The organism is Paenibacillus sp. FSL R5-0378 (genome assembly GCF_038009285.1).
GTDB lineage: Bacteria > Bacillota > Bacilli > Paenibacillales > Paenibacillaceae > Paenibacillus_AQ > Paenibacillus_AQ favisporus.
The window spans coordinates 6,549,655-6,567,712 of sequence record NZ_JBBPAY010000001.1 but is presented as its reverse complement, the minus strand read 5'-3'; the positions used below and the strand labels follow the sequence as shown (position 1 = coordinate 6,567,712).

General features: G+C 56.6%; 13 protein-coding genes and 1 riboswitch. Of the genes, 10 read left to right on the top strand and 3 right to left on the bottom strand.

Annotated features, from left to right (window positions below):
• Positions 1–46: 46 nt before the first annotated feature.
• Positions 47–1,024, bottom strand: a complete 978-nt coding sequence (locus MKY74_RS30430) for a phosphate/phosphite/phosphonate ABC transporter substrate-binding protein (RefSeq protein ID WP_076173590.1) — start codon at positions 1,022–1,024, stop codon at positions 47–49.
• A gap of 307 nt (positions 1,025–1,331) precedes the next feature.
• Here MKY74_RS30430 and MKY74_RS30425 point away from each other — a divergent pair, with 307 nt between their 5' ends.
• The 5 genes from MKY74_RS30425 (at position 1,332) to MKY74_RS30405 (ending at position 10,699) form a co-directional block, all read left to right on the top strand.
• Complete coding sequence (locus tag MKY74_RS30425) at positions 1,332–3,362, top strand: bifunctional 2',3'-cyclic-nucleotide 2'-phosphodiesterase/3'-nucleotidase (protein WP_076173591.1); 2,031 nt, start codon at positions 1,332–1,334, stop codon at positions 3,360–3,362.
• A 69-nt stretch (positions 3,363–3,431) separates the two neighbouring features.
• Positions 3,432–3,980, top strand: coding sequence for an AAA family ATPase (locus MKY74_RS30420; protein ID WP_076173592.1), 549 nt, complete (start codon positions 3,432–3,434; stop codon positions 3,978–3,980).
• Positions 3,981–4,256: 276 nt separating this feature from the next.
• Positions 4,257–7,904 carry a DUF6359 domain-containing protein gene (locus MKY74_RS30415; protein ID WP_076173593.1) on the top strand — a complete coding sequence of 1,216 codons (3,648 nt, stop codon included), beginning with the start codon at positions 4,257–4,259 and terminating at the stop codon, positions 7,902–7,904.
• A gap of 211 nt (positions 7,905–8,115) precedes the next feature.
• Complete coding sequence (locus tag MKY74_RS30410) at positions 8,116–9,225, top strand: S-layer homology domain-containing protein (RefSeq protein WP_167372906.1); 1,110 nt, start codon at positions 8,116–8,118, stop codon at positions 9,223–9,225.
• Positions 9,226–9,453: 228 nt separating this feature from the next.
• Positions 9,454–9,615: riboswitch (FMN riboswitch) on the top strand.
• Positions 9,616–9,742: 127 nt separating this feature from the next.
• Entirely contained in the window at positions 9,743–10,699 is a 957-nt protein-coding gene (locus MKY74_RS30405; protein WP_076173594.1) for a DMT family transporter, read from the top strand.
• Between the two features lie 39 nt (positions 10,700–10,738).
• Here the strand turns inward: MKY74_RS30405 and MKY74_RS30400 are convergent, their stop codons facing one another.
• Entirely contained in the window at positions 10,739–11,011 is a 273-nt protein-coding gene (locus MKY74_RS30400) for a hypothetical protein (protein ID WP_076173595.1), read from the bottom strand.
• 137 nt (positions 11,012–11,148) lie between these two features.
• Here MKY74_RS30400 and MKY74_RS30395 point away from each other — a divergent pair, with 137 nt between their 5' ends.
• The 5 genes from MKY74_RS30395 to MKY74_RS30375 all read left to right on the top strand — a co-directional run bounded on the left by MKY74_RS30395 (position 11,149) and on the right by MKY74_RS30375 (position 16,776).
• Positions 11,149–13,014 carry an ABC transporter substrate-binding protein gene (locus MKY74_RS30395; protein WP_076173596.1) on the top strand — a complete coding sequence of 622 codons (1,866 nt, stop codon included), beginning with the start codon at positions 11,149–11,151 and terminating at the stop codon, positions 13,012–13,014.
• Between the two features lie 111 nt (positions 13,015–13,125).
• Positions 13,126–14,136, top strand: a complete 1,011-nt coding sequence (locus MKY74_RS30390) for an ABC transporter permease (RefSeq protein ID WP_076173597.1) — start codon at positions 13,126–13,128, stop codon at positions 14,134–14,136.
• 1 nt (position 14,137) lies between these two features.
• A complete protein-coding gene (locus MKY74_RS30385) occupies positions 14,138–14,974 on the top strand; it encodes an ABC transporter permease (RefSeq protein WP_076173598.1) in 837 nt (278 codons plus the stop codon).
• Positions 14,975–14,978: 4 nt separating this feature from the next.
• Entirely contained in the window at positions 14,979–15,989 is a 1,011-nt protein-coding gene (locus MKY74_RS30380; protein ID WP_076173599.1) for an ABC transporter ATP-binding protein, read from the top strand.
• Positions 15,976–16,776 carry an ABC transporter ATP-binding protein gene (locus MKY74_RS30375; protein ID WP_076173600.1) on the top strand — a complete coding sequence of 267 codons (801 nt, stop codon included), beginning with the start codon at positions 15,976–15,978 and terminating at the stop codon, positions 16,774–16,776. The genes MKY74_RS30380 and MKY74_RS30375 overlap by 14 nt, the downstream gene beginning before the upstream one ends.
• Here the strand turns inward: MKY74_RS30375 and MKY74_RS30370 are convergent, their stop codons facing one another.
• Positions 16,777–17,766, bottom strand: a complete 990-nt coding sequence (locus MKY74_RS30370) for a hypothetical protein (protein ID WP_076173601.1) — start codon at positions 17,764–17,766, stop codon at positions 16,777–16,779.
• Positions 17,767–18,058 lie beyond the last annotated feature (292 nt).

Here is an 18,058-nt window from a genome sequence, read left to right as displayed (position 1 = left end):
GGACGGTGCTGCCCGGTTCATTGTATCTACATTGAAATGCTTGAAATTACTTGATTTCCTGCCCGACGGCTTCAGCGTATTCGCGAACCGGATCGAAGTTTTTGTCATCGCCTTTGGCATAGCCGACATGCGTGTAAATGTCTTTGATGATTTGTGCGCCTTCCGCATCGTTCGTAATGTCGATGAACGCCTGGCTGATTTTGTCTCTCCAGCTTTGGTCCATGTCGTTGCGGACGCTGACCGTATCGTTCGGGATTTTGGCCGTATAGTGAAGGACACGGGTCTTTTCGAAGACGTCCGGAACGTCCTTTTTCACCGTGTTGCGCGCATCCTGGAATACGGCGACAGCATCAACCTGACCGTTCAGGAGCGCCATAATGGCGGCATCATGCCCTTTGATCGTCACGCCTTGAACGTCTTTGTCCGGATCGATGCCTTCCTTCTTCAGCTCAGCCGCAGGGAATACATAGCCGGCGGAGGAAGTGACGTCCTGCCATCCGATCTTTTTACCCTTCAAGTCCTGAAGGCTTTGGATCGGCGAATCCTTTTTTACAACGATCATCGCTTTGTAGAAATCGACCTTTTCGGTGGTGTCTTCGCCGGTATCGTCTTTAATGCCGTAGCGCTGCGCCTGAAGCAGCAGGTCGGCGGCTTTCTTTTTGTCATGGGCCAGTACGTATGCGTTCGGCGGCAGGAAGCCGACGTCCACCTGCTTGGAAGCCATCGCTTCCACGATCGTGTTATAGTCCGGGGAAACCGTGACATGAACCGGAATGCCGAGACGGTCGCCGAGGAGCTTTTCCAGCGGCTTCGTTTTGGCTTCCAGGGTGTCAGCGTTTTGGGATGGAACGAACTGCACGTTCAGTTCTTTGGGCACATAAGCCGTAGCAGCCGCTTCCGCCGTACCCGAAGCCGATGAGGCGGCCGTACTGCCCGAGTCGCTGCCGCTGGTTTTAGACCCGCATGCCGCTAAACCGGCAGCCAGGGCCAAGGTCATGCTGATGGATAGTACTTTTTTAAACATGGATGATCCCCTCTCCACTTGATTCATCTATTTGGCCAGAAGCGGGTTTAACCCCGTCTGACAGGAAAGAGCTTATCACACGTTCCGGGGGACAAGGGTTAACGGAGAAGAGGTCTTTTGTAAACGAATGTAAAAATTTAGTACTTCGGAACGGAGGGTCCGGCGTTTTTCTAAGGCGAAAGGTCTACTTCCAATAAGTAGAAACAGGTCTGAAAGGGCGTTTACGTGGAATTAATGTTTTTCCGTTATACTGGAGAACAGGAAGTGCCAGCTTGTTTCAAGCCGGCCGGGAGGAGAGGAGACATCGATGCATATAGGGAACGGGATGATCCCCGATAACAATACAACGGTCAACCTGCGGATTCTGTCGACGACGGACGTGCATGCCTGCCTGATGGATTACGATTATTACCGGGATCAACAGGATCCCTCCATCGGGCTGGTGCGGACAGCCGCCTTGATTGCGAGCGCGAGGGTTGAGGTGCCGAACACGCTGCTCGTGGATAACGGAGACCTGATCCAGGGGACCCCGCTCGGAACGTATGCCGCTAAAAAATATGCCGCTATGAAGCAAGGGAAAGGGCCGTACGTTCACCCCGCAATCCGGGTCATGAATGCGATGGGGTATGACGCGGCAACTTTGGGCAACCATGAATTCAACTATGGACTCGACATGCTGGACGATGTCATTGCCGGAGCGGATTTTCCCTATGTCAACGCCAACGTATATTTCGATGAGGGCCTTGGCTATGAGCCTGAGGAGTGCGGCCGGAACAGATATAAACCGTATGTCATCTTGGATAAAAGATGCCTGGACGATGCCGGGCAGGACCATCTTATCCGGATCGGGCTCATCGGCTTTGCGCCGCCGCAAATCATGGACTGGGACCAGGCCAACCTTGAAGGCCGGGTGAAGGTGAAGGACATCCTGCTGTCCGCGCTGGAATGGGTTCCGAAGATGAAGGAGGAAGGCGCGGATCTGGTCGTGGCGCTGGCTCATACGGGCTTCGACGGCAAGGTGACGCTGACGGACGGCAATGCCGAGAACGCGGTGTATCCGCTCAGCCTGGTGCCTGGCATTGATGCGCTGACCTTTTCCCATACGCATCATGTGTTTCCTGCGGATAGGCATCTGCTGGATGCTTCCTTTAAGGATGAGAGCGGTGAACTCCTGCCGGACATCCATCTGGAAAAAGGTACGATTCACGGCATTCCGGCCGTACAGGCCGGGTTCGGCGGGGGGCATTTGGGCGTGATCGACCTGTCGCTTCAATTTCGGCAGGGGAGATGGCAGGTCGTGCAGGGGACGTCTATGGTTCGCCGTTTGGAAAAAGCGGAGGATGCGGCACGCGACACGCCGCTTCGGGACCCAGGGATCGCCGAGCTGCTCCGGCAGGATCATGAGGCGACCGTCGCCTATGCCAATGAGCCGATCGGTACCATTCACGCCCCGCTGCACAGCTATTTTTCCCTGGTGCAGGATGACGCCTCCGTTCAGCTCGTCAACCATGCCCAGACGTGGTACGCCCGGCGGATGATTGCAGCTTCCATGCCGGAGCTGAAGCAGCTGCCGGTATTGTCCGTGGGCTCGCCGTTTAAAGCGGGGCGCAACGGTCCCAAGGAATATGCGGATATTCCGGCCGGGCCGATTGCGATCAAGAGCGCGACAGAGCTGTATTTGTATGACAACACGATCAAAGGGGTGCGGATTTCCGGCCGGGCCGTCAAGGAGTGGCTGGAAATGACCGCGGGAGCGTACAATCGCATCGATCCGCTGTCCTTGGAGGAACAGCCGCTGCTTAACCCGCAGTTTTCCGTGTTTAATTTCGACGTGATCAGCGGCATCACGTACGAGGTCGACGTAACGCAGCCGGCCAAATATAAGCTGGATGGGAGCCTGAACGACCCGGATGCCAGCAGGATCGTTCATCTGTGTTTCGAAGGGGCTCCCCTGGATCCGGATCAGGAGTTTATCGTGATTTCGAGCAACTACCGGGTCTTTGGCGGCGGCAATTTCCCCGGGATCCGGGAGATGGAGCTGGTCATCGATTCCGAGGATGAATGCCGGCAGGTACTGATTGACTACATTACGGCATGCGGCGAAATTCCGGCTGAGGCGGAGCTGAACTGGCGCTTCACACCGGTGGATGGCCCGGTGAACGTCACATTTACGACATCGCCTGACGCGGTGAAATATGCCGGAGATTATCCGCACATCCGTTATACCGGGCGGCAGAACGATCAAGGCTTCGGCATTTTCAGCCTGGATCTGGGGCGGAAGTCGCCGGAGCGGGAAGCGGAGACCCGGAATTCGGGAAAGATTGGTTTAAAGGGATAAATCCCCTGACGATCCGGAATGCCAAATATATAATGATAGGATAACCGGCATTCAAGGAGGGAATCGTACATGGCAGCTCATTCCATTCAGCAGCCTGCCGTTATCGTAATTACCGGCATTATGGCCAGCGGCAAATCGACGGTTGCGCAGCTGCTCGCCGAGCGGCTAGACAAGTCCGTGCATCTTCGCGGCGACCTGTTCCGGAGAATGATCGTGAACGACCGGAAGGAGGTCGAGCCGGACGCTTCCGAGGAGGAGCTGGGCCAGCTGCTACTTCGCTACCGGCTTGCCGCGCAGGCGGCCGATACGTACGCCGGGGCAGGGTTTACGGTCGTGGTGCAGGACGTCATCGTCGGCCGGGTGCTGGAAGATTTTTTGTCCTTCCTGCATAGCCGCCCGGTATATTTGGTGGTGCTGTGTCCCACTCCCGAGGCGGTCGAACAGAGGGAAGCGCAGCGGTCCAAAAAGGGCTACGGGGCCTGGACGGTGGACGCCTTAAACCGCGTGCTGCATGATGAAACGCCCCGGCTCGGTTTGTGGCTGGATTCCTCCAGCTTGACTCCGGGGGAGACGGTGGACAAGATCATGTCCGGCATAGCGGAAGCCAAGATTCGTTAAATAACGGCAGGGTATGACATCACTGTTGAGGGGAGAGTCCCAGGCATAAGCCTAAAGGTCTCTCTTTTTTTTGCGCCAAAATGAGGACTGCGGCACTGCCCGCCCTTCCGCCCCCTCATATAAAATCCAAGGTAAGGAAGGGTTTCCGTAAGCACCACAGTGCATTTGCACAGCAGTCCCATAATTTACATAATCCGCAATAAGCCATAATAAAGGGATGTTAACCTGAGGAAGCCGCAATCATAATTGCCGGAATGTAAAGGAGGAGTTCGCAAGATGGACAACCCGTATTTCGTCCGCAGGAAAAAGCTCACAGGTCTATTTCTGGCATGGCTGCTGCTGCTGTCCGCCGCCTTGGGATACATGCCCGCACAGGCTGCGGCTGCGGTTCCGCTCACGGTGGCCGAAGCTCTTGCCAAAAACAACAGCGGAGAAACCGCGACCGTTGAAGGCTACATCGTCGGTGAGATGTACAATTCCAAACCGATTTATTCGGGCTTTCAGGACGATTATAACGTATTGATTGCCGATACACCCGGGGAGAAGACACAGAGCAAAATGATCGATGTCCAGATCTCGGCTTCCTACCGTTCCCAGTACGGTCTGAAGACGAACCCCGCCAACGTGGGGAAAAAACTGACCGTTACCGGGCAATTGGCCGCGTACAGCGGCATGGCTGGAATCAAAAGCCCGACAGCGATGTCCCTGGACGGGGAGTCCGGAGAAAATCCCGGCGGAGGCACGCCGAACCCGGCGGATCCGGGCAGCGAAAATATCGGCGTTCCGACGACGCTGCCGGATGGCACGGGGAAAAAGGTGCTGTTCGACGAAACGCACGGACAGACGGCCGGAGCTTCGGACTGGGTCATTGACGGCGCATTTTCGGACTTTGCCGACGGGCTGAGGGATGCGGGCTTCCAAGTGGACGCGCTGCAAAGATCGCTGCCGATGGACTCGCACGCTTTTGACACGCCGGCGATTACGCTGAGCAAGCTGAAGCAATACGACGTCTTTATTATCGGCGAAGCCAACATCCCGTTTAAGGCGTCCGAGCAGGCCGCCATGCTGACGTATGTCAAGGAAGGCGGCAGTATATTTTTCATCTCCGACCACTACAACTCCGACCGGAACCTGAACCGCTGGGACTCCTCGGAAGTGATGAACGGCTATCGGCGCGGAGCATTTGGTAATCCGACCAAGGGCATGTCCACCGCCGAAGCGGCATCGGGCGCGATGCAGGACGTGACCAGCACGGACTGGCTCGGCCAGAACTTCGGCGTGCGCTTCCGCTTCAATTCGGTTGGGGACGTTACCAAAACCGACGCAGTGAAATATGATCAGTCTTTCGGTATTACCGCAGGCGTTAATGATGTGGAGATGCACAGCGGTTCCACGCTGACAATTCTGGATCCGACCCGGGTCAAGGGCGTTGTCTACCTCCCGGAAAATGTGCCGGGCTGGGGCAATGCCGTAGAAAACAGCGACAAGGCAAACTTCCCGAACGGAGGCGTCTATAAAAACGGCGGCATCGCCGAAGGGCCGTTCGCTGCCATTTCCAAGCTGGAAAAAGGAAAAGCTGCATTCATCGGCGACTCCTCGCCGGTCGAGGACCCAACGCCGGGATACGTCCGCGAGGACAACGGCGGCAAGAAGACGACTTACGACGGATTCAAGGGGGAAGCCCAGGACGCCGTATTCCTCGTCCAGACGGTAAAATGGCTGGCGGTTCATGAAGATTACGCATCATTCGAAAATCAGGGCATTACGCTTGATGAGCCGACGCCGCTGCTCGGTAAGCTGGAAGAACCGGCCACATCGGCCGAAATTCCGGGAACCGAGCCGTGGACGACGCCGGCCGCAGGGTACAAATGGTATGATCCGACGACGTACAAAGCCGGTTCCTATGGAGCCGGCGGTACGCCGCCCGTCGTTACCATTCCCGATTTGACGACCATCGCGGAAGCACGTAAAGCGGCAGACAACGATTACGTTACGGTGCAGGGCGTGGTCACGTCGGAGCCGGGAGTTTTTGGCGGCTCGGGATTTTACATGCAGGACGGCACCGGCGGTGTCTATGTGTACCCGAGCAAAGCGACAGGCTACCATGCCTTGGACAAGGTCAAGCTGACCGCCCAAAAGCTGACCTATAACACCGAGGTCGAGCTGGCCAACGAGGTCCAGGTGGCCAAGCTGGACGCCCAGGCCGATATTCCGGCTCCGGTTCCGCAGGCTGCGGCCGCGGTCAATGACAGCAACCAGGGGCAGCTGATCACGATCAAAAACGCGGCGGTGCAAAACTACGCCACCGTCACGGGCTCCCTGGAATTCGATCTCGTCAGCGGCGGCACGACGAACCGTGTCCGCGTCGACAGCCGGACGGGCATCAGCGCGGATGCGCTGAAGCAGGCCTATCCGGCAGGAACGGCCGTCGATATTACCGGGATCTCTTCGATCTTTAAAGGAGCCTACCAGTTGAAGCTTCTGAAAGAAAGCGACATCCGTCCGGCTGCGGCAGCCGGAGACAATCACGCTCCGGCGTTTGCCGACGTGCCTGCCCAGACCGTGAAAGCCGGGCAGCAAGTGACGTTCTCGGTGTATGCCAACGATGAGGACGGAGACGTTTTAAGTTATGAAGCGGTGTCCCTGCCGGAGGGAGCGGCCTTTGATGCGGCTTCCGGAAAATTCACGTGGACGCCGGCTGTGGAAGGCAGCTACACGGCTTCCTTCCGGGTTCAGGACGGAAAGGGCGGCAGCGATACGCTCCAGGTCAGCATCACGGTGGAAGCGGCAGGGACGCAGGCGCCGAACTCCGCCGTGCTGACCGGTCCGGCAGCGGCTTCTGCGGGAGCGCAGGTTGACTTGGGCGTAGGCATTACCAAGCCGGCGTTTGCCTTTACGGCGCTGGACCTGATCGTCAAGTACGATCCGGCCAAGCTGGAATTTGCGACCGTGGCAAATTCGGACGGCACGCTGGCACTGGCCGACGGCGCGGTAAGCTCCTCGCGCACCGGCTTTGGCGTGCTGGCCACCGGGGTGAAGCCGGAATCAGGCGAGATCCGCATCATCATGGCCAGCACCGGCCAGGAAAACGCCGTCTCGGAGGACGGGGAGCTGCTGAAGCTCCACGGCACGCTGAAATCCGGCGTCTCCGGAAGCGCAGCCGTGTCGGTGTCCGCCTTTGCCATTTCGGCGGACGGCAATTCGAGCCTGGTGAACACGGACTCCGCTGCGCTGCAGATCCAGATCGCCACGGCTGACCGGGCGGCGCTGCTTGCCGCCATCGGCGAAGCGCAGAAGCTGGCGGATCAGGCCGTCACGGGCACGGAGCCGGGGCAGTACCCGGCATCGGCGAAGACCGCGCTGCTGTCGGCGATCAGCGACGCCAAGCGTGTGGCGGACGATGCCGCTGCCACGCAGAAGGCGATCGACGATGCGCTGACCGCTCTGAAAGCGGCGGTCAGCACGTTCAAGAACGCCGTCATCCCGGTTCCTTCGGTTCCGGTCGACAAGTCGGCTCTCACTTCGGCGATTGCCTCCGCGCAGAGCATCTATGACCGGGCGGTCACAGGGGATAAGGTCGGCCAATATCCGGCATTGGCCAAGGTCCAGCTGAAGGCGGCCATTACAACCGCGAATGTGGTGTACTTAGACAATGCCGCGACGCAAAACCAGGTGGATTCGGCTGCGGCTGCACTCGGCAGCGCCGTAACCACCTTCCAGAAGAAGCTGATCACGCTGGTACCTGGTGCGGTGCAGATTACAGTGCAGGATTTGTCCATCCTCGCCAAGTACTACGGTATCCAGTCGACGGACCCGAACTGGAGCCGCGTAGCTCCGGCGGACCTGTTCAGCGAAGGCGAAATTTCGATCCGTTCGCTGGCTGCGGTAGCGCAGATGATCATCGGCAGCTGGTACGCGAAGTAAGGGGATAGAGAACCGGATGGTCCTCAAGCCCGGCTCATACGCAGTACCATGTCTCGCATGATTCATGCGGGGATTGGGACCGTATTGGGATGGATATGATCCAATGGATATGGTCGTAAGGAACACTAGAAATCAACTGCTTGGAAAAGGATCGCAGGAGCGGTGCAGGCTGCTCCTGCGATTTTCAATTCATGGAAAGAGGGCTGGACGTATGCCACGAAAACAATCTACCCGCTATGCCGCATGGGCCGTAGCCATTTGTGTCGGACTCATCGGATCAGGAACCCCCGCAAACGCTGCGGTTTCAGAAGTACGCACGGCAGGCAGCTCCCCGGTTGCCGCGGCCTCCTCTACTATTGCGGCAACCACCGCCGCTGCGGAAGCACCTTCCTTGTCACTGGGGGTATCTTCCAATGGCTCCAAGGTGACGGTCACGGTGACCGGCGAGCGACTGAAGGACTTGTATGCGTATGAGCTGACGCTCAGCTTTGACCCGGTGAAGCTGGCTTACCGCACCGCATCCTCTGGGACATCCGGCTTTTCGGTCGAACCGATTGTCCAAAACAACGAAATCCGCCTAGCCCATACCAAAGTAGGAAAAACAGCCGGAGACAGCGGCAAGCTCCAACTCGCCGTCATTGAGTTTACGGCGCTGAAGGCGGCTTCGTCCCGGGTGGCCGTGGAGAGCGCCAAATTGGTGGATTCCGCTCTCCGCTCATCCGAGATGTCCGTCAAGCCGGAAATCACGGTCCAACCGGGCAAAGCGGAAGTAGCGCCGGGCACTTTCCGGGATATCCGCGGCCACTGGGCGGAGCAGCCGATTCTGAATGCGGTCCAGCAGGGATGGGTCAGCGGATATCCCGACGGCACGTTTCAGCCGGGCAAGGAAGTGACCCGGGCAGAGTTCGCCAGCATGATGATGCGTGCGGTCTCGATGGGTCAGACGGCCGGCTCGCAGGCGCTGGCCTTTTCCGACGCGAAGAAAATTCCGGCCTGGGCGCTGTCTTCTATCCAGGATGCGGTGTCGCGCGGCATCATGAACGGTTATGTCGACGGCACGTTTGGGCCAAGCCGGCTCATTACCCGGGCCGAAATGGCGGCGATGACCGTCAGGGCGCTCGGTACCGGAACACCGGGAGGTGCGGGAAGTTTGAATTTTGCCGACCGCGCTCAAATTCCGGCCTGGGCCAAGCCGTATATCGCATCAGCGGTGGAGAAAGGAATCATGCACGGAAGAGCGGGCAGCCTGTTCGCCCCGAACGCGCACGCAACGCGGGCTGAAGCGGTGGCCGTGATCCTGTCGGTGCTTGAGCAGCGATAAGTGCTGCCGCGAGTCCGTTCAGTGCTTGATGCAGGCTCATCAATGCCTGCCGTCTGTCATTTTAAATGGCTGCTGATATACCGAAAAATGTCCATCTCCAGCCCCATATCCAAATTTTTAATCCATGGAAATAAAAAGCTATTAAAAAACTGAAACACTTTTGGATACATTTATGCTATAATGATGAAAACAATGTAAGTTGCATGAAAAAAATAAAAATAAATGAATATGGATCTTCGGGGTAAGGTGAAATTCCTGACCGGCGGTGAGCGTCTCTTCTTGTGGTAAAGACGGCGTCAAGCCCGCGACTCGCAGCTTTAGCAATAAGGCGGCGACTGACCTGGTGGAAATCCAGGGCCGACGGTAAAGTCCGGATGGGAGAAGATCAAAGAATAGGCATGTGCGAAATTTTGACATTTCCGCAAGCTTATTTGATCAACCCCCGATGTGTCGATTGATGTCGATCTCGGGGGTTTTCCAATGTTGACTCCGTATTCAGGGATAGGGGAACTGGAGTATGGAAAATGTAAGCAGCAATATCAAGGTCCGGCCCGCGGCAAGCGGGAAGGCCGAACGCAGCAAATCCGGCTTTTGGCTGGTCGTGCTGGGTGCAGCATTGTGGGGAGCGGATCCACTGTTCCGGATCATTTTGCTCAAAGAACATATGACGGCAACGCAGATCGTGCTCATCGAGCATATTTTGCTGGTGCTGTTCGTCGCACCGATGCTGTGGAAACATCGGAGCGAGTTGAAAGGCCTGAAACTGCGCCATGTCGGCGCGCTGCTTTTCCTGTCGTGGGGCGGCTCGGCTATTGCAACCATCCTGTTTACGCAGGGGCTGTCCTCCGGGAACTTGAACGCGGTCGTTCTGCTGCAGAAGCTGCAGCCGATCTTCGCCATTCTTATGGCCAAACTGCTGCTGCGTGAGAAGCTTCCGAAGCATTTCACCTGGTTGTTCATCGTGGCGCTGGCCGGAACGTATTTGTTGACCTTCGGCTTCACGTTTCCGTTCGGGCATGTGAATGATTTCGTCAAAGTCGGCAGCTTGTTCTCACTGGGTGCCGCGGCACTGTGGGGCGGTTCCACGGTCATGGGTCGTCTGATGGTCGGAAAAATGGAGTATGAGACGGTGACTTCGCTGCGTTTCATTCTGGCGCTGCCTTTGCTGATCGGGATTACCATCAATCAGGGAGATCCTTGGCAGGTGCATACCGACGGGGGAACGCTGGCTGCAGTGTCGATCAACATGCTGGGGCAGGCGCTTCTGCCGGGACTGTTCAGCTTGATGGTGTACTATAAAGGGCTGACAACGACGAAAGCATCGGTGGCTACGCTGGCGGAACTGAGCTTCCCGATGGTGAGCGTACTGATCAACTGGATCGTATTCCATCAGGTCGTGACGCCAACACAAGCGGTCGGATTTATCCTGATCTGGGCGGCGCTGTTCATGATTTCCCGCAAGAGCGCGGCTTAAAGCTTGCAAGCAGCCAGTCCAGGATTTGAAGACGCAATTTTATATAGGTTTGAAAAGCGGTTCCTGCTGATGGCAGGGGCCGTTTTTTATCTGGAAGGGAAGGGCAAACCGTGCGAAGGATTTCAGTAACTTTTTTTCAGCACATTTAAAAAATAAATCAGTCATCATTTCCAAGCGATCCCTCATACATTTTACGGAAAGCGCTTGCAGAACACGTTTTAGCCGCATGAGTCCGTCGGCCCGCTCCGTACTTTTTCGTGAAGGGGTATGCGGTTTCCTCGGAATGAAGAGGTTTGATTTCTTCGGATCCATGGGGCACGAACCTTCCGATCTGAAGACGTGAAATCTGCATCACGCTTGCATCTTTATAAAATGAGCTAAGGCGAAGTGCTGTCCCTGTCTTAGCTCAATTTATGTAGATGTGAATTGGAGGAAATGGGGGAGTTTACATGAAGCTGAAATTAGCTTCCAAGCCGCTCATGGCCCTTTTCGTGGCGGCGACCGTGATGATCGCGGGCTGCCAGACCGTGCAGCCGCCTTCCGCAACGGGAACGACGACGCCGCCGGCGCAAGGGGAAACCAAGCCGGCCGATCAGGGAGAAAAAGCCACGGAGCCGGCGACGACCGAGCCCGCGGCGAACCAGCCGGCAACGAGCGGAGACGCCAAAGAAACGCCGAGAAATGAAACCCTTTACATTAACGGAATTCAATGGGGGCCGCCATCCAACTTCAACCTGCTGAGCGGCAATCCGGCCTTCCCGATCAACTATGGTAACTCGAGAGAGCTGGTCTACGAGACGCTGTTTATGATCAATCAGCTGGACGGCAAGCTTGAGCCGCTGCTCGGCACCAAATACGAGTGGACCGACGACATGACATTGCATATCGAGCTGAATAAGGACGCTAAGTGGAGCGACGGCAAGCCGTTTACGTCCGATGACGTTGTGTACACCTACCAGCTCGGCAAAAAATACGACATCAACTGGAGCAACTACTGGGCGTACATTGCGGATGTCACAGCGGACGGCCCGAATGCGGTCAAGATCATGCTGAACAAAGACAACCCGAACCGTCTGACGGTGCTTGACAGCATCGAGCTGATCCCGATGATGCCCAAGCATATTTGGGAAGAAATCGAGAAGAAGTCAAACAACGATCTGGCGACGATCCGCAAGGAAGTCAACGCCAATCCGGTAGCCACCGGCCCTTACAAAATCTACTTCTACAACGACCAGAAAATCACGATTGTCCGCGACGACAATTACTGGGGCAAGTCGCTCTTCGGCAAGCTGCCTGCTCCGAAATATATTACGCACGTCATCTATAAGGATAACGCCGCCGGCGATTTGGCCTTCAAGAGCGGACAGGTGGACGTCTCCCAGCAGTTCATCCCGCAGGTATGGAACATGTGGAAGAACGGCGCTCCGATCAAGACCTATCTGAAAGACGCCCCTTATTACGTCCCGGGCTCCATGCCGTCGATCTTCTTTAATTTCTCGAAAAAAGGGCTGGATAACCCGGACGTCCGCCGCGCGATCGCGATGAGCATCGATTACAAGAAAATTTCCGACCTCGCGATGAGCGGCTACTCGGCAGCGATGCAGCCGTCCCTGACGCTGAACACGGACGCGGAATCTAAATACGTCGATCAGGCTGCGATCAAATCGCTGCAGTGGACGACCGACGTCAAGGCGGCCAACGAGCTGCTCGACAGCATCGGCGCCAAAAAAGGCAAGGACGGCATCCGCGTGCTGAACGGCACCCGCCTCGGGCCATTTGAAGTGGAATGCCCGTACGGCTGGTCCGACTGGAATGCGGCGCTGGAGATCGTGGCCCAGAGCGCGAAAGCGATCGGCATCGAAATCCGCACGAAGTTCCCGGAAGCGCCGGTATGGACGAACGACCTGCAAACCGGCAAGTTCGACATCATCATGAACACGCCTGCGGGCGGCGTCAATCCGAGCCAGCCGTGGAGCAGAGCGCATGACATCATGTATTCCAAGGAAGTGGCTCCGCTCGGCGAAATGGCGTTCTGGAACTGGGGCCGTTACAAAAACGACAAGGCCGACCAAATTATCGACAAAATTCCGAGCAGCACCGATCAGGCCGAACTCAAAACCTTGTACACAGATTTGACGAAAATCTGGCTGACCGACATTCCGTCCATTCCGCTTATGTACCGTCCGTGGGTGTTCCATACGGTCAATGAATCGGTATGGAAAGGCTTCCCCGTCGACGGAGACGGAAGCAACATTCCTCCGCAAATCGCCATGGACGGGGCGGGCATCCGGGCGCTGTACCAGATCCACAACTAAGCCCAAGGAAGCGGCCTGCATGGGAGGCTCCCGGCACTGCCGGAGCGCCATGCGGGCCCTCTTTTCCAAGACGCATCCACCGCCGATCCAAAGATCAAGGGAGGGACCTTCTTGAATGCCTATGCCAAATATTTCGTAAAAAAGTTGTTCTGGTACCTGGTGACGCTCGTCATTGCCGTTTCCCTGAATTTTTTCCTTCCGCGCATGATCGAGGGGAATCCCGTCGCCATGATCGTCTCACAGATGACCAAAGGGATGACGGACAGCGATACGATCAAACGGGTCTATGAGACGTTCATTCAGGAATTTGGTGTTGACAAGCCGCTCTGGCAGCAGTTTCTGATCTATGTCCAAAACCTGTTTACCGGCAACCTCGGCACCTCGTTCGGCCTGTATCCGAAAAAGGTGACGGACATCCTGGCTTCAGCGGTGCCGTGGACGATCGGCCTGCAGCTGCCGGCGATTCTGGTAGGCTGGATTCTGGGCAACGTGCTCGGAGCCGTGGCCGCCTATAAAAAAGGCGTGTTCGACAAGGTGATTTTTCCGGTAGCCCTGTTCGTGAACTCGATTCCCTTTTTTACGCTGGCCATCATCATGCTGTACGTATTCGCCCTGACGCTGGGGTGGTTCCCGCTGTCCGGAGGGTATGATTTTCAAATGATTCCGCAGCTCAGCTTCGAATTTATCGGCTCGGTCATCCGCCACCATACGCTGCCGTTCCTCTCGATCGTGCTTGTCACCATCGGCGGCCAGGCGATCGGGATGCGGGAGATGTCCATTTATGAGCTGAATGCCGACTATGTGCTGTACAGCAAGCTGCTCGGGATCCGCGATTCGCGCATCTCCAGATACGTGTTCCGGAACGCCATGCTTCCCCAAATTACCGGACTGGCTTTGTCCATCGGCACGATGGTGGGCGGTTCGCTTATCTGCGAAATCGTGTTCAGCTACCCGGGCATCGGCACCTGGCTGTTTACGGCCATCCGCCAGCTCGATTACCCGCTCATTTCCGGCTGTACGCTGCTGATCGCGCTCTCTGTTCTGCTGGCTAACTTTACGATTGATATCATTTACGGTTTTATCGATCCGCGGATCAAAGCCTCGCAAATGGAGGACCAGTAATATGAAAAACTCCCTCAACATTCTCATCAAGTCCCCCAAATTTATGCTGGGGGCGGGAATATTCATCGTTATGCTGGCGCTGGTGCTCATCTTCCCGATGATCAACAAAAAGGATCCGCTGGAGATGATCGCCCTGGCGTTTCAGCCGCCGAGTTCGCAGCTGTGGCTCGGTTCGGACAATTTCGGGCGGGATCTGTTCCTGGAGCTGATGTACGGTATCCAGACCTCGATCCGGGTCGGTCTCATCGCAGGCGTGTTCGCCACGGTCATCGGCCTCATTATCGGCCTCGCTTCCGGCTACATCGGAGGCATCGTGGATAACTTGCTGACGTCGATCACGAACATTTTTATCGTCATTCCATCGTTTATTATTCTGATCCTCATCTCGGTCAGCATCAATTCGCGCAGCTCGCTCGTGACGGCGATCATTATCGGCATCACCAGCTGGCCGTGGACGGCCCGGGCCGTCCGGGCGCAGACCAGCTCGCTCCGCAACCGGGACCATGTCCATATCGCCAAAATTTCCGGACACAGCACGCCCCGGATCATCGTTTTTGAAATTTTGCCCTACATCGCGTCTTATGTCGTCATGGCGTTTGTGCTGCAGACCGCGTCCGGCATCCTGTCGGAGGCCTCCATTTCGATGCTGGGGCTGGGGCCGTACAACACGATCTCCCTCGGCATCATCATGAACTGGGCGCTCGTCTTCGAGGCACCGGTGGCGGGGGCATGGTGGGCGTTTATCCCCGCGGCGCTGTCGATCGCGCTGATCACGTTCTCGTTGTATATGATGAACACGGGCATGGACGAAATTTTTAATCCGAAAATAAGGAGCTAGGCCGATGACTACAAACATTCTGGAAGTTAGCGGACTGAAAACCTATTATAAAACCCGGCTTAAGGAAAAAGTGTTTGCCGTCGACGGCGTCGATTTCGTGCTGGAAGATGGGAAGACGCTCGGCATCGCCGGCGAATCCGGCTGCGGCAAGTCGACGCTGGCGCTGAGCCTGATGGGATTTTATTTTCCGCCGCTCCATTACGGCAGCGGTTCGATCCAAATTCACGGCCGCGACATTATGAAGCTGAGCAAGGAGCAGCTGCGCACGCAAATTTCCGGGCGGGAAATCGCGTACATTCCCCAGGCGGCCATGAATGCCCTCAATCCAACGCTGCGGATCATCCGCTTCATTGAGGATATCATGAAGGAGCACCGGCCAGAGCTGACCAAGAAGCAGGTGTGGGACATGGCCGTCGACCGTTTTGAAACGCTGAACCTGTCGCCGAAGGTGCTTCGCTCGTATCCGAATGAGCTCTCTGGAGGCATGAAACAGCGGACGGTCATTGCGATTTCCACCATTCTGAACCCGAAGGTGCTGATCGCCGACGAACCGACGTCTGCGCTGGACGTGACGTCGCAGAAGGCGGTCATCAAGCTGATGAAGGACCTGCTCGACAAGCAGTTCATCCGCTCGCTGGTATTCATCACGCATGAGCTGCCGCTCTTGTACCACGTCACCGACGACATTATGGTCATGTACGCGGGAGAAATCGTGGAGCGCGGCACGGCCGAGCAGATGATCTTTGATCCGCTGCATCCGTACACGAAGAAGCTGATGGGCTCCATCATCGTTCCGGAGGAGGGGATGAAGGGGCATAAGCTGGCGGCCATTCCGGGCACGCCGCCGAATTTGAAGCATGTGCCGGCCGGCTGCCGGTTTGCCGAGCGGTGCTCTTACGCCCAGGATATTTGCAGGCAAAACAATGTGGCGGTGCAGGAAGTGGAGGGCCGCCAGTACCGGTGCCATTTTGACACAGGAACGCTGAAGGAGTGGTATGCAAATGAGCAGTCGTGACCTGTTGATCCGCGGCAGAGGCATTACGAAAGTATTCGGGTACGGGGCGGCCAAAACGACCGCGGTCGATACGGTGGACTTCGATTTTCATAAAGGCGAAATCATTTCCATCGTCGGCGAGAGCGGCAGCGGCAAAACCACCCTTGCCAAAATCATCATGGGTCTCTTAAAGGAGTCGGGGGGCAGCATCGATTACAAAGGACAACCGAGAGTGCTGCGCCGCCATGCTGACCGGAAAAAGTACTGGAAAGACATTCAGGCGATTTTTCAGGACCCGTTCTCGTCCTTTAACCTGTTCCAGCGGGTAGAGAAGCTGCTGCTCAGCTGCATCCGGCTGCAGGGGCTGAAGCTCACCAAGGATGAGCAGTTCAATAAAATGAAAGAGGCCTGCTCTTTCGTCAACCTGAAGTTCGAGGAGCTGTACAACAAGTATCCGTTCGAGCTGTCCGGCGGGCAGATGCAGCGGCTTATGATCGCACGGATTTTTATGCTTCACCCCAAGGTGCTGATCGCGGATGAGCCCACCTCAATGGTCGACGCCTGCTCCCGGTCCACCATTCTCGACATGCTGCTGAAGCTGAGGGATGAGAACGAGATGACGATTATTTTCATCACGCACGACGTTGGGCTCGCCTATTACGTGAGCGACACGATCTACATCATGGAGAAGGGCCAAATCGTCGAGAGGGGACCGGCCGAAGACATTATCCTGAACCCGCAGCACGCCTATACGAGGCAGCTCATCAGCGATGTGCCGAAAATCCATACGGCCTGGGACTTGGGCTAGTCACATTGGCGCCGTATAGCGGCCGCCCTCCTGCACGACGCGAAATGCGCCGCCGTCCTGCTGCAGCACGGCCAGGTTCGATCCTTCCGAGCCCCACCATTCATACCCAAGCGTATAGCCATGCCCGGAACGGGTGACAAATAAAACGTGGAACAGCTGCGGGTCCATCTGCCCGCCGTCGTCGACGCGCCAGGTGGAGCTCGGGTCATCCGTTCCTTCAAAATCGCGAAACAGCAGCGTATCCGGGGTGATCAGCACGAGGCTGGCCAGCGGCTTGCCGCCGTCCTTGTCGTACTGGACGATACCCAGCTGCACGTCAGGGGAGATTTGTCCGATAAGCCCCTGGCTGTGGATGTTCAGGCCTTTGGCTTGCTTGATCCGGGCTGCCGCCTCTTCGGGCAGGCTTCCCTCCGCATGCTCCACCTGCAGAAATTCATGCCCGGCAAAAGCGTCTCTCTGTGCGAGAACGACGCCTGCGTCCGGATCCGCTGGAGTTACCGGGGAAGAGAGGCGGAACAAATCGCCTTCATCATGGTCGAAATTGTACCGGTTCTGCCTGCCGTTATCCTGATCCGACCGGGCCTGATGCTTCGTGAAGCGGATGTCGGCCAGCTCGTCCGGCGCGATGACCGCTTGTGTAAACTGCTCCCGCGGTGTTTGCTGCTTGCCTTCCGGGTCGGCTGCAAGAATCCGGCTGCCGGCGGCGTCCAAATAGCCGAACATCAGCTGGGAAGACTGCAGCCGCCCCGGAGTTTCTGTTTCGGCTTCGCCCTCGTGGCTGCTGGTAGGCTGCGGGCTCCCGCCATCAGGGGTGGAAGCAGGGGGATCAGCTGCCGTGGCGGGAGGTTTTTCGTTGATTCCGTCCGTGGAATTGACCGTTCCGGAAGGCATTGGGTCAGCCGTTGATGTGCTATCCGCCGAAGGCTTGTGGCTTTCGCAGCCCGTGGCAATACAGATGGACAGCAGCAGGATGGCGGCGATTTTTTTCAAATTCAATCACTTCCTTTCCGAAGCTTGGTGTGCTGGATGTTTCATCCACGCGGTTTACAGATCGCACGGATTGTTTTAAAATAAAGACGATTACAAGTTGTATACAAGTATACTTGGAGGCAGAGGCAGGTTAGAGCACAGCACAATCAAACTGGAAGCGTTTCTTTTTCGAAGAACCACAGGTCTTCGTGGTAAAAGACGCATTCCGGTTCTTCGTTGTTGCATGGTTCTTTTGAAAAAAGGAAAAAATCGGATTGCGGCACACGGCTGCCGGTCAAACGGTTGAGCGTTA